At 59.4% G+C, this 11,662-nt stretch carries 12 protein-coding genes; 4 read left to right on the top strand and 8 right to left on the bottom strand.

Going from position 1 to position 11,662, the window contains the following annotated elements:
• Positions 1–28: 28 nt before the first annotated feature.
• The 6 genes from ACSQ83_RS11605 to ACSQ83_RS11580 all read right to left on the bottom strand — a co-directional run bounded on the left by ACSQ83_RS11605 (position 29) and on the right by ACSQ83_RS11580 (position 4,811).
• Positions 29–403 carry a CpaD family pilus assembly lipoprotein gene (locus ACSQ83_RS11605; RefSeq protein WP_436228226.1) on the bottom strand — a complete coding sequence of 125 codons (375 nt, stop codon included), beginning with the start codon at positions 401–403 and terminating at the stop codon, positions 29–31.
• A gap of 10 nt (positions 404–413) precedes the next feature.
• Positions 414–1,883, bottom strand: coding sequence for a type II and III secretion system protein family protein (locus ACSQ83_RS11600; RefSeq protein ID WP_436228225.1), 1,470 nt, complete (start codon positions 1,881–1,883; stop codon positions 414–416).
• Between the two features lie 49 nt (positions 1,884–1,932).
• Entirely contained in the window at positions 1,933–2,901 is a 969-nt protein-coding gene (cpaB, locus tag ACSQ83_RS11595) for a Flp pilus assembly protein CpaB (RefSeq protein WP_436228224.1), read from the bottom strand.
• A gap of 12 nt (positions 2,902–2,913) precedes the next feature.
• Positions 2,914–3,423, bottom strand: a complete 510-nt coding sequence (locus tag ACSQ83_RS11590; protein WP_436228223.1) for an A24 family peptidase — start codon at positions 3,421–3,423, stop codon at positions 2,914–2,916.
• Positions 3,424–3,491: 68 nt separating this feature from the next.
• Positions 3,492–3,671 (bottom strand): Flp family type IVb pilin, encoded by a 180-nt coding sequence (locus tag ACSQ83_RS11585; protein ID WP_436228222.1) that lies wholly within the window; start codon positions 3,669–3,671, stop codon positions 3,492–3,494.
• Positions 3,672–4,409: 738 nt separating this feature from the next.
• Entirely contained in the window at positions 4,410–4,811 is a 402-nt protein-coding gene (locus ACSQ83_RS11580) for a hypothetical protein (RefSeq protein WP_436228221.1), read from the bottom strand.
• 199 nt (positions 4,812–5,010) lie between these two features.
• Between ACSQ83_RS11580 and ACSQ83_RS11575 the strand changes: the two genes are divergently transcribed.
• From ACSQ83_RS11575 to ACSQ83_RS11560, 4 genes are all read left to right on the top strand, one after another.
• Positions 5,011–5,967 carry a LysR substrate-binding domain-containing protein gene (locus tag ACSQ83_RS11575; RefSeq protein WP_436228331.1) on the top strand — a complete coding sequence of 319 codons (957 nt, stop codon included), beginning with the start codon at positions 5,011–5,013 and terminating at the stop codon, positions 5,965–5,967.
• A gap of 118 nt (positions 5,968–6,085) precedes the next feature.
• Positions 6,086–7,342, top strand: a complete 1,257-nt coding sequence (locus ACSQ83_RS11570; RefSeq protein WP_436228220.1) for an aromatic ring-hydroxylating oxygenase subunit alpha — start codon at positions 6,086–6,088, stop codon at positions 7,340–7,342.
• Between the two features lie 288 nt (positions 7,343–7,630).
• Complete coding sequence (locus tag ACSQ83_RS11565; RefSeq protein WP_436228219.1) at positions 7,631–8,257, top strand: DUF47 domain-containing protein; 627 nt, start codon at positions 7,631–7,633, stop codon at positions 8,255–8,257.
• A gap of 29 nt (positions 8,258–8,286) precedes the next feature.
• Positions 8,287–9,300 carry an inorganic phosphate transporter gene (locus tag ACSQ83_RS11560; RefSeq protein ID WP_414948486.1) on the top strand — a complete coding sequence of 338 codons (1,014 nt, stop codon included), beginning with the start codon at positions 8,287–8,289 and terminating at the stop codon, positions 9,298–9,300.
• A 63-nt stretch (positions 9,301–9,363) separates the two neighbouring features.
• Here the strand turns inward: ACSQ83_RS11560 and ACSQ83_RS11555 are convergent, their stop codons facing one another.
• Both ACSQ83_RS11555 and ACSQ83_RS11550 read right to left on the bottom strand, forming a co-directional pair.
• Positions 9,364–10,170: an SDR family NAD(P)-dependent oxidoreductase gene (locus tag ACSQ83_RS11555; protein WP_414948487.1), complete on the bottom strand. Its 807-nt coding sequence runs from the start codon at positions 10,168–10,170 to the stop codon at positions 9,364–9,366.
• A gap of 129 nt (positions 10,171–10,299) precedes the next feature.
• Positions 10,300–11,493, bottom strand: coding sequence for an NlpC/P60 family protein (locus ACSQ83_RS11550; RefSeq protein WP_436228330.1), 1,194 nt, complete (start codon positions 11,491–11,493; stop codon positions 10,300–10,302).
• Positions 11,494–11,662: the final 169 nt, after the last annotated feature.

Below are 11,662 nucleotides of genomic sequence, written 5' to 3'. Positions count from 1 at the left end.
GGCGTGTCTTCGTTGAAGGTTGAGCGCATCACTTGGAGTCGCGCGACGTGGTCGTGTCGAGCGGGATCACATGGCCGGTTTCGTAACGGTGCACGGCGCTCGCTGCAACGGCAGCATCGGCTGGCGCGAGTTTTCCCGGCGCCACGAGGTCTTTCGGATGAGCGACCTGGGCGGCGAGGTTGGTGTACGTCGCGCAACCCCACTGCATGGAGGGGCGGTGCCAGCCTGCGTCGGTCAACACCGAGCCGCGAGCAAGCTCGGTGCAGTCTGGCGGTATCGAATTTTTACCGTCGAAGCCGATCACCGACTGGTCGGGCATGTCGCGTGGCGGCTTGAAGCAGCCACTGACACCTGTGGTGATTGCACAGACAAGAAGGAGGGTCAGGATTTTTGTGGAGTTCATGGCATCCGGCTCAATAAACATATCCGGCCGCGCCGACGAGACGTGGCTCTGCGACCTGCGAGGACGCGCCGGCTGTCCGATGTTGCTGGAAGCTGTATTCCACGTCATTGCTGGGTGACACGAGCGATTCCAGCGGCGTACGCAGCTTGCCGGGATCGGTCGGCTCGACCAGATAGGGCGTCACCATGATCACCAGTTCGGTCTTGTTGTTCTGGTAGTTGGTCGATGAGAAGAGCTTGCCCAGGATCGGAATGGAACCCATGCCCGGAACCTGCGAAATGATGTCGGTCGTATTGCTTTGAAGCAGCCCGCCTATCGCGAAGCTTTGGCCGCTCGCCAGTTCGACGGTTGTATCGGCGCGGCGCACGCTCAGCCCCGGGACCGTGATGCCCCCGGTCGTGACGCTCACGGTCGTATCGATCTGGCTGACTTCAGGACGGACCTTGAGACTGATGCGGCCTTCGCTCAACACGGTCGGGGTGAAGTCGAGCTTGACGCCGAACTGCTTGAACTCGACGGAAATCGCGCCATTGACTTGCGACACGGGAATGGGAAATTCACCGCCGGCGAGGAAACTTGCCGTTTGCCCTGACAGCGCCACGAGACTTGGCTCGGCGAGCACAGTGACCAGACCCTCCTGGTTCAACGCGTCGACCAGGGCCTGAATGTCCGTGCTGCCGGTCTTGAATTGTCCGAATAGCGAATAGGCATTGTTGCTCGGCAGATTGACTGGATAAGTGACCTGGCCGTTAGCGCCGGTCAGCGGTTGCGCCAGGTTATAGATGGGACGACCGCTATAGATGCCGCCGAAAAAATTTCCGGCCGCATTGCCCATCGCTTGCCAGTTGATCCCGAGTTGCTGCGTGACATTCCGGTCGACCTCAGTGATGCGCACGCGTAATTGCACTTGCTGCGGACGATCGATCGTCATGCGATTGACCAGCACTTCCTTGTCCGCCAGATACGGCGTGAGTGACTGCACCACGGCGTCGGCATCGGCGGCGTTGGCGGCCTGTCCTGACACTTGCAATGATCCATTGCCCGTGCTCAATTGCAGATTCATCGATGGGAATCGCGCGCTCACCATGCTGCGCAGCGCGTCCATGTCGCGCCCGACCACGATCGAGCGCTGCAGCAGCGTCTTGTTGTTCGCGCCGAGCACATAGAGCGTCGTGGTGCCGGTCTTCTTGCCCAGCACGAACACCGCCCTCGGTGAAGGGACGTGAACATCGGCGATCGCCGGGTCTGCGACGAACACCGATGTCGCGTCTTCGTTGAGACGCACGAGCGTGCCCTTGCCGGCGGCGATATCGAGGGAACCTTGGGAAATGGCCGGTGCTTCGGGGGCTGCATTGGCCGCATTGGCCGATAGCCGCGGCTGTGCAGCGTGCGCCGGTACGGCGACGATCGAAGCCGCTGCGCACAAGGCGCATGCCGAGAGGCTCCTTATGTCGGCATGCAAACTGAACGGCAGAGTCATGGCTTCCTGTCCTGGCGAATGGGTGCGGTGTCGAACGGGTTGCATGGGATCACCGCGGCGTGGCGAGGGGTGGGAGCGGCGGCACCGCATCACCCCCGGCTTGGGCAACGCTCGATGTTGAGTCAGCCTTTTCGGATCCTCTATAGACGGTCACCGATTTCGGCATAGCCGGCATCGCCGGTCCGCCTGCCTTGATTGCGACCGGATGCGTCCTGGGCAGATCACGCAGTGCACGGGAAATATCGCCGGCCCAGACGGGCGCCCGCGGTGCATCGCCGGCTGCAGAGGCGGCGACAGCTCCCGATGCGAGCGCATACGGGTCACGCGACACCGTCGCGAAGCTGCGCAGTGCAAGTGACAAGCTGCCAAGCCGCGCGGCCACCGCGACGACCTCGCCCATGTGCGGTGTCACTTCGAGCGTCACGGTTCGAACGCGATCGTTGTGTTCTGTCGCGTCTCCGCTTTTCGGCCGGTTGATATCGGAGCCGGATGCCAGCACGCGAACATGCTCGACGACGGTTTCACTCGATACCGCCAGATCGGGTGAGTCCGTCTTGCGATCCATCTGCTGCGTGAGCAGCAAGTCCACGTAGTCGCCCGGTTGAATGAGTCCGGCATTGCCGGAGACATCGTCGACGGCCACCGATACGGCACGCATTTCGGGCTTGAGCGTAGCCGCAAGGAAACCGGGGGCATTCGGGAGGATGACGTCGTCGGCAACAATGACGGTGCCGCTCGTCACCGGATGGCGCAGCAGCGCGCCTTTCAGTTCGACCGCACCAGGGGCGCCGGAAACGATAGCGCCAGGCGGCAATGTTTTAACGGAAACATCCGTCCACTTGATGTCTTCGTCTCGCAACAACAAGCCCTGCGGAAGATCTGCGGCGCTCACGCGTACTTTTTGCTGGTTGATGACTGCCGTGCCCGGTCGTGTCGCACTCGCGACGACCACGCGTACGACCAGCGCAACAAGGATTGCGCCAACGATCAGGATTGCGAATTTAATGATATTAGACATAGGGACGCCGACCTATCGCGTCAAAATCAAAGGCAGTAAAGCGGGCAGCATGATCACTGAACCGCCCCCGAGTGCGAGCGCAACCCCGTAGGGCACGCCGCGCGCGCCCGAAAACATCGCCAACGCCCGCACGGGGGATGAATGCTGGTCCTGGTCCATGCGTCGTGTCGCCAGACTGATCATCGATACAAGTGTTCCGATCACGGAAATCAGCGTAAGCGCCGGTAGCCAGAGACTCGGGCCGGCCCATAGAAAAATAATTGCAGCGAGCTTTGCATCGCCGCCACCCAGCATTTTTGCGGCAAACAATGCGGCGCAGATGCCCAACACGCCGAACGCCAGGAGCAGATGGGCAAGGATGTTACGAATCGACATGTGCATCACCAGCGCGTTGACGAAAAATAGCGCGCCGATCGCGAGTACCACCCGGGTCGGCAAGCGCCGGCTCCGCACGTCCACGATCGCCAGCCATAGCAGAGCGAAAAGTGCTGCGAAGCGGATTGCAAGGGAGAGGAGGTACACGATGGTTGGCATCCCGAAGCATGTAAAAATTGGGATTCGGGCACACAGCCCGAATCCTTGAACAGCTATTACCTCGCCTGCTGCGTGGTGATCGCGGTGAACATGTTGTTAAACATTGTTGTTACGTTATTGCCGAACGCTACGCCCACCCCTCCAAGCGCCACGGCGACGATGCCTGCCAGAACCGCATATTCCATGGCGCTGACACCGCGCTCATCGCGAACAAAGAAGCTGATAAATTTGCGCATTTTAGATTCCCCTAACGTGATGGTTGGCGTCGGACCATCAGGAAAGTGAAAGCCCTGAAGACCGACATTTCATGCCCCGCACTCCGATATTCCAGTGAGCAGACACGAGGCAAATCTCGTCTCGTTCGAATTCCTGAATCCGGGAGCGGGTGATTCACTTAACGACTGTGTGTAGAAAAACTTTAGGAATAGAAACAAAGGAGCTAAGTGTTGCGTCAGGTTCTCGTTACCTTCGGGCCGTGCGATCAATGCAAATAAGTTTGGCAAACGTTTGCGCAGTGTTGTGTTGTTGCGCCCAGGGTATGGGCATACAAATGGTATGGTCTGCGTCGGGAAGTTGAAAGAATTTGGCGAGGCCAGGCCAACCTCGGGAGGTCGATACTAAGGAGAGCAGGACAATTGACGCGAATGAAATTTGCGCCGATCACAGGGATGATCGCGACCTTACATATCTTTAAATAATCAGAGACTCTGCCAGCCATTGGATCTGGCTAGAGCAATCTGCGGCGCCATTCGCAGGGTTGGCTTTGATCGCCACTAAGTTCAGTTAAGAACCAAGTGACGCTGTTCGCGAAAAACGAGGTGTTTGGTTTGCCGAAAGGGAGCGAGCGCGCGTCGAAGTCAACGACGCTGCGGCTGCTCAATCAGCACGCGATGAGTGCAACATCGAGCGGACAGCACGAGGTCAGTAACAAGCAATCCAGGATGGATTCGACCGATTCATCACGGTGACGCCGCTTATTGCTCGCACTGCACATCCGGCCTTGGCACTACGATAATCGCCGGGTATGTGCCCCGGTCGAGTTCGATGCGCGCGACAACGGTCATCGTCGCGCTGTCGGTATCGTCGTACACGCTGACTTTTTCGTGCCGAAGGCTCGTGATGCCGACACAGCCTGACGCACTTCCTTCTTCAGAGACCCGGCATTGGATCGGGTTGTCCACAAGGAAGCGATATTTGTCCCTGTCCGGAGTAGCAAGGTATTCACGAACGCTCTGGCCCGATCCACCGACGCCGGTGACATAGCCAATGGCGCACGGTTCTTTGGCGGCATCGCCGTTCACGGATGTGTCGGCTTTCGCGATTCCGCTTGCGGCTGCGATGGCCGCCGTGAGCGTGAATGCAAGAAGATATTTCATGGCTGGAATGACCGTTGTCGGATCGAAGTGCTGGATTGTAATGGCACTTCGCCAAAGGGGGCGGGGAGCAAAGAGCGGTTACTCTCGCCAATCACCAACACCAACTCTCTGCCAGCACACAGCGATCGAGCATGCCGTTGATCTCCCGTCTGGCCGGAACGATAGAATCGTCGCAATCCAACCTTCTTCGAACGGCGATATGAAACCAGGGTCGACAGCAACTAAGGGTTATCGGCGGCTTATTCCTTCGGTCAACGCGCTTGTCGAGTTCGAAGCGGTTGCGAGGCTTAGCAGCTTCACCCTTGCCGCGCACGAACTTGGCGTGACGCAGGCTGCCGTCAGCAGGCAGGTCAAGATGCTTGAGGAAACGCTTGGCAGTCGGCTTTTCCATCGTCTGCATCGCTCCATCAAACTGACCGATGAGGGCGAAGAGTTGTACCTCGTCGTTGCCGAGTCGATGCAAAAAATCGCCGGCGTTTTCGACCGGCTTGGCAGCGGCCCGGTGCAGCAGGAGCTCGTGCTCGCCGCAACGTCGGCGTTTTCATATTTTCGCCTCCTGCCCAGGCTTTCGTCTCTGAAAATATCCCAGCCGCAGCTGCAACTTCGCCTCTCCACCCAAATGTTTATCTCGGACCTTCGGCACAAGGAGATTGATATCGCGGTGCGGTTTGGGAACGGACGATGGGGCGATGGCACCGCCACGCTCCTGTTCGACGAAGAGGTATTTCCGGTCTGCTCGCCGGCGTGGTTAGCTTCACAAGGGACACCCGAATCGCTGCAGGCTCTCGCCAACGCGACGCTCATCGAATCTGACTCGACCTCGGAAGGATGGATGGGGTGGGAGGAGTGGTTCCTGGCGGCGAACTTCAGACCTCGGCGACTAAATTATGCGCTTCGATGCAGCCTTTATACGGACGCAGTCCAGGCCGCTCGCTTCGGTCACGGTATCGCTCTCGGATGGGGCCGGCTTGTTCAAGACATGCTCATAACGGGTGAACTCGTGAGGCTACCCTTTGCCTCGGTCAAGGTAAGCGACGCGTACTTTGTCGTCGTGCCCCATGGGAAGACCATCACGCCCGCCATAGACGGGCTGATTGACTGGCTTCGGGCAGATGTTGTTGCGCAAAGCGACCGGGAAAAACGTGGAACTGCATAATCTAAAGTAATGTCACAACGAAAATAAAGCACATTGACGCTCTTTTTCGTCACTCCAATACTGGGTTGATATCGGGAACAACAGAAGTCCCGACACCCTTGAACGTTGGAGATAGACGATGCCGGAAGTAAAAACCAGGACCCACGGAGAGCTGATCCGGAGTCGTCGTCCGGGACACGGCATGCCTGGAGAGCTCTTCGGGCGGCAGGACGTGTTTGAAGCAGACGTCGGGATCTTTTTCCATAAGCACTGGATCCTGGTCGGCGTCACTGCCGACGTTCCCGAGCCGGGCGATGTTTCAACCGTAAATATCGGCAAGGCTTCAATCCTCATCGTCCGGGACGACAGCGAGAACGTGCGGGCGTATCGCAACGTATGTCGTCATCGCGGGGCGCGCCTCAAGGAGGCCGGGAAGTCGACGGTAGGAATGCTCGTGTGTCCTTACCACCAATGGACGTACGATCTCGACGGCACGCTTCGTCATACGACGCACATGGGTAAGGATTTCGACGCGACCTGTCGCAGTCTCATTCCGGTGCATACCAGGATTGTCGGAGCGCACATTTTTGTTTGTCTGGACGAGAATCCGCCGGAGGACATCTCGAAGCTGGAAACCACAATGACTCTGCGCTTCGCGCCGTACGACTTGCAGAACACCAGGATCGCCTTCGAGCAAGAATTCATCGAAAACGGCAATTGGAAACTGGTCATAGAAAATAACCGCGAGTGCTACCACTGCCAGGCAACCCATCCGGAGTTGACCGCGTCGTTCCTGCCTGAAGATTTTGGTTTCTGTCCTGATGACCTCAGCGATGAATCCCGGCGTGCGCTCGACGAGTACAAGGCGCGCAACGCCGAATGTCAGGTGGGCTGGGAGCGTGAGGGATTCGTCGCTGGGGCCTTCGAGTGGCTGGAGGAGGATGCGGTAACGCAGTTCAGGACGCAGCAGTTGGTTATCGCTGGCGCGGGTGAATCTCAAACTATCAATACAAAGGTTGCCAGCACCAAGCTACTCGGCGGCCTCACGCGCCGTGATCTCGGCGACACGCACCTTTGGACGCACAACTCGTGGACGCACGTCATGAGCGACCATGCGGTGATTTCCACCATCATCCCGCTCGCTCCGGACAAAACGCTGGTGCGCACCAAATGGCTCGTCCACGCCGATGCAGTCGAAGGTGTGGATTACACGATTCCGGATTTAACGGAAGTCTGGGTGGCGACCAACGCGCAGGACAAGCATCTGGTTGAAATCACGCACGAGGGCACCCAAGACCCGGCATACGTGCCCGGCATGTTTTCGCCGTTCACGGAGGTGTATGTCGACCAGTTCTCGCGCTGGTATGCGGCCCGGCTGAACGCGCACGGTATTTGAAGTATCTGGCGGTAAGCTGATGCCGCTTGTACTGACGCACGCCGCCACGCGTGTAGGGCGCTCGCCCCGCGCGCCATTAATTATTCGCGCAAATCCCCAATTGTGGCGACCCGACACGCCTGCCTGTGAGCGGGCGCTTTCCGTTAGAATCCCACCTTGTCACGAGCTTGTCATATCGACTCCCCCTGGTCAGCAAAGTCGTACAGATCACGTACTGCGCTGACCCGGATCGCGTGAGTTTCGGTAAATACCTGATTTAATGCAGGAAAATTACTTTTCGGGATTTTCATGTTTGGACGTTTCATGCCCACCGAGGGCAAATTTTTCGAAATCTTCAATGCACACGCAAAGTGCATTGTTGACGCTAGTCATGAACTCGAACTGCTGATCGACAACATGGAGCAGATGGAAGTCCATAAGCAGAACGTTCAGACCAACGAAAAACGTGCGGACAAGCTTACGCACGAAACCATCGATTTGCTGCACAAGACGTTCATCACGCCGCTCGATCGCGACGAAATCCACAAGCTCATCACGACGATGGACGACATCCTCGACCTGATGGAAGACGTCGCCACCGCCATTTCGCTGTATGACGTGCGCGAATCGACCGCGGAAATGAGCCAGCTCGCGCATATTTGCACCGCGACCTCCGAGCGTGTGCAGCAAGCCGTCAAGCTGCTCGCCGACATGAAGCGCGCCAGCGAAATCCTCAAGATCTGCGAAGAAATCGACCGTCTGGAATCGGATGCCGACCGGGTGCTGCGTTCGGCCATGTCGAAACTCTTCCGCGAAGAGGACAACGTCAAGACGCTGATCAAGCTCAAGGCAATCTACGAGCTGCTCGAGACGATCACCGACAAATGCGAGGATGTTGCAAACATCATCGAAGGCATCGTGCTGGAAAACGCCTGATTTCAGCCGCGCCACTCACTCGATAAACGATGCAACCGATTCAACTCGCCCTCTGGGCTGTCATTACGCTCGTCGTGGTCGCGCTCCTGTTCGACTTCATGAACGGCTTCCACGACGCCGCCAATTCCATCGCAACCGTTGTATCCACCGGCGTGCTGAAACCCCAGCAAGCCGTGGCGTTTGCCGCCGCGTTCAACGTCATTGCGTATTTCATCTTCCATTTGAAGGTGGCCGCCACCGTCGGCCGGGGGACGATCGATCCGGCTATCGTGGATCAATACGTGATCTTCGGTGCGCTCGTCGGGGCGATCGGATGGAACATCATCACGTGGCACTACGGCATTCCGTCGAGCTCGTCGCATGCGCTGATCGGCGGCCTCGTCGGTTCGGCGTGGGCGAAGTCAGGCTGGGGCTCGCTGAATATGGAAGGCCTGCTCAAGACCGTTTCGTTCATTTTTATCTCGCCGCTACTGGGCTTCGTGCTCGGATCGCTGTTCATGCTGATCGTCTCGTGGATGTATTTCCGCACGCCGCCATCCAAGGTGGACCGGCGGTTCAGGCGCTGGCAGCTCATATCGGCGGGGTTGTATAGCCTTGGGCACGGCGGCAACGACGCGCAGAAGACGATCGGCGTTATCTGGATGTTGCTGATCGCAGCGGGTTATTGGTCAGCGGCGGCGGAAGCGCCTCCGATCTGGGTGATCGGCGGATGTTATCTGTCGATGGGACTTGGAACGCTGTTCGGCGGCTGGCGCATCGTGCGCACGATGGGCCAGAAGATCACGAAGCTCAAGCCGGTCGGCGGGTTTTGCGCGGAATCGGGCGGGGCGATTACGCTGTTCGTCGCGTCGTTTCTGGGTATTCCCGTGTCGACCACGCACACGATCACCGGCGCGATTGTCGGTGTGGGGGCGACGCAGAAATTCAGCGCGGTGCGTTGGGGCGTGGCGGGGAATATCGTCTGGGCCTGGATTTTGACCATTCCGGCGTCAGCCGTGATGGCCGCCGCCGCTTGGTGGCTCGGACATCGCTTCCTTCCCTGAAACTTGAAACGCAACGCGCTTAGCGAGGGTGACTTTTTTACAAGTCACCCTCGCTTTTGTGTGTCAGATCAGCGGCGCGCCGACACCGTCCATCGGAATGATCGCGCCCGATACATAGCTTGCCCGGCGGCTTGCCAGGAATAGCGCCACGTCCGCGATCTCCTCGGGTTTTGCGTATCGGCCGAGCGGCACTTTTGCCTGACTCTGCGCCAACGCTTCATCGCGCGTCACACCCAGTCTCTTGGCCTCGAGCGCAAGCGATTCCTCAACCCGTTCCGTCAACGTCGCACCCGGATTGATCGCGTTGATCCGAATGCCCAGCTTTGCGTAATGATGCGCGAGACCAACGGTCGCGAGCATCAATGCCGCATTGGCCGCGCCGCCCGCGATATGAATATCGCTCGCGATCTTCCCACCCATGCCGATGATGTTGACCACCGAACCCGGCTCGGCTTTGGGGTTTGCTTTCAGCCGTTCGGCCATTTGCTTCAGCACGGCTTGCTGCGGATAGATACACGGAAAATATTTGGCTTCCATCGCGGCCTTGTAGCTGTCGGCATCGAGGAGATCGGGATCGTAACGTTTAGCGGCGCCCGCGCAATTCACGAGAATATCGATCGGGCCGAGCGCACCCGTTGCTTCTTCTACAACGTCTTGCGCGCTGTGCGCTTCGTGAAGATCGGCCCGCGCGAGATGCACGTGATAGCCATCTTTCGCGAGTTCTTCGCGAGCGCGGGCGAGGTTTGCCGGGTCGCGTGAAACAATCGCGACGCGCGCGCCTTCCGCTGCAAATGCCCGCGCGCACGCGAAGCCGATACCCTTGCTGCCGCCCGTGATGAGCACGATCTTGCCGGCGAGTCCCAAGTCCATGAGGTTCACTCCTTTCGAGTTCGATGATCGATCCGATAATGCGTGGAATCGTTATCGAGACACGATAGCAGACGCTGGGAAGTGTGTGCGATTCACAAAAGCGCGCGGACGGGCTTGGCAGGTGACGGCTTAGTAGCTGCCGTTGGCGAACTTCGCGATGGGGTCGTCGGCGGCAGCGGGGCGCGAGGGCGTGAGCGCATTCGTGGAGGCGCGCATCACGTGGGCGGCGGGATCGGCGGCGGGGATCCGGTTAACCGATGAAGGTTGTTGCTCTGGCGATCGCTCTTGTAGCGAGCGCACTTGCTGCGCCGCGAGACGGGCGGTGGGCGGCGGAGGCTCGAAAGCATCGGCAGCAGCTGTAATGGGATCGGGTGCATTCGACGCCGCATTCGTTTCAGCCTGCGACGCGCGTGGTGCCGGCGTTGCGCTTACTGCAGCTTGCGATTGCCGCTGTGCGGCGGACAGCGAGGGCGGTGGCGGTTCGAACGGATCGGCGCCGGAGCGGGCGGTGGTGATGGCCGGCTCAATGGCGCCCGCCGATTGCGCCTGCCGTTGAGCTGCTGATAGCGCGGGCGGCGGGGGCTCGAACTGGTCGGAGGCGGTGCTACGAGAGGAGCTTGCCGCTGTAGTCGCCATGGCCGGCGGCGTTTCATATCGATCGCCGACCTGCGTGGCAACTTGTATTGGCGGACGGCCTGACGCGGTCTCCGCCGGAGCAGCCGGAGCAGGAACCGGAGCCGGCGACGCCAGGTACGTCGGTGCATCGAACGGAGCCGGCGCGGCCTTCGGTGGCGCGACGCGACGGATGCCATCGAAACGCTTGGCCCAATACGGATTGGTGAGGTAATCGAGCCGCACGGTGCCGCCTGTGGATGGCGCGTTCACGAAGCGCAGCTTGCCCACGTAGATGCCAACATGCGAATGCGGCCGGCCCGTCGTGTTGAAGAAAATCAGGTCGCCGGGGGCGACTTCATCGGGGTCGATCGACTCGCCGCGCACACTCATGTCCGCGGTCGTGCGCGGCAGGTTCACCGACGCCGCCCGGTCCACCACATAGCGCACGAGCCCGCTGCAATCGAAGCCTGCTTCCGGCGTATTGCCTCCCCACCGATACGGCACGCCCACGAGCGACATCGCCTGGATGGAAATTTCCTCGCGCCCGACGCTGTGATCGACGAAATTCGGGAAGCCGGAGGGTGTGGCAAACGTGCGATTGGACGCAGTAGCGTTCGATGCAGCCGGTGCACGCGACACCCGCGTCGGCGCGCTGGAGCACGCGGCAACGAGAAGGGTGAGCAGCAGCAGTGACCAGAGTCGACGCATTCGGCGGGGCGAGCTAAGCGTGAACATGAACGCTCGCCGTGGTGATGGTCTCGCGATACTAGCCCGTCAGACGGGGGCCGGGCAAGTTTTCTTGATAAGTCACTTGAGGTTTACGCTGTAAGTGTTGCATCGAAGGAACGTGATTTCAGGTTCAAAACACGCTGAAAAG

The sequence above is a fragment of the Caballeronia sp. LjRoot29 genome, from assembly GCF_964252755.1.
In the GTDB taxonomy this organism is placed as follows: Bacteria; Pseudomonadota; Gammaproteobacteria; order Burkholderiales; family Burkholderiaceae; genus Caballeronia.
This window is presented reverse-complemented; position numbering and strand designations above follow the sequence as displayed.

What these genes read in the sequence shown, in the direction of transcription:
- ACSQ83_RS11575 (WP_436228331.1), top strand. Translation starts at nt 5,011, where the DNA reads ATGAAACCAGGGTCGACAGCAACTAAGGGTTATCGGCGGCTTATTCCT.
- cpaB (WP_436228224.1), bottom strand. Translation starts at nt 2,901, where the DNA reads ATGTCTAATATCATTAAATTCGCAATCCTGATCGTTGGCGCAATCCTT.
- ACSQ83_RS11585 (WP_436228222.1), bottom strand. Translation starts at nt 3,671, where the DNA reads ATGCGCAAATTTATCAGCTTCTTTGTTCGCGATGAGCGCGGTGTCAGC.
- ACSQ83_RS11560 (WP_414948486.1), top strand. Translation starts at nt 8,287, where the DNA reads ATGCAACCGATTCAACTCGCCCTCTGGGCTGTCATTACGCTCGTCGTG.
- ACSQ83_RS11550 (WP_436228330.1), bottom strand. Translation starts at nt 11,493, where the DNA reads ATGCGTCGACTCTGGTCACTGCTGCTGCTCACCCTTCTCGTTGCCGCG.
- ACSQ83_RS11600 (WP_436228225.1), bottom strand. Translation starts at nt 1,883, where the DNA reads ATGACTCTGCCGTTCAGTTTGCATGCCGACATAAGGAGCCTCTCGGCA.
- ACSQ83_RS11570 (WP_436228220.1), top strand. Translation starts at nt 6,086, where the DNA reads ATGCCGGAAGTAAAAACCAGGACCCACGGAGAGCTGATCCGGAGTCGT.
- ACSQ83_RS11565 (WP_436228219.1), top strand. Translation starts at nt 7,631, where the DNA reads ATGTTTGGACGTTTCATGCCCACCGAGGGCAAATTTTTCGAAATCTTC.
- ACSQ83_RS11555 (WP_414948487.1), bottom strand. Translation starts at nt 10,170, where the DNA reads ATGGACTTGGGACTCGCCGGCAAGATCGTGCTCATCACGGGCGGCAGC.
- ACSQ83_RS11605 (WP_436228226.1), bottom strand. Translation starts at nt 403, where the DNA reads ATGAACTCCACAAAAATCCTGACCCTCCTTCTTGTCTGTGCAATCACC.
- ACSQ83_RS11580 (WP_436228221.1), bottom strand. Translation starts at nt 4,811, where the DNA reads ATGAAATATCTTCTTGCATTCACGCTCACGGCGGCCATCGCAGCCGCA.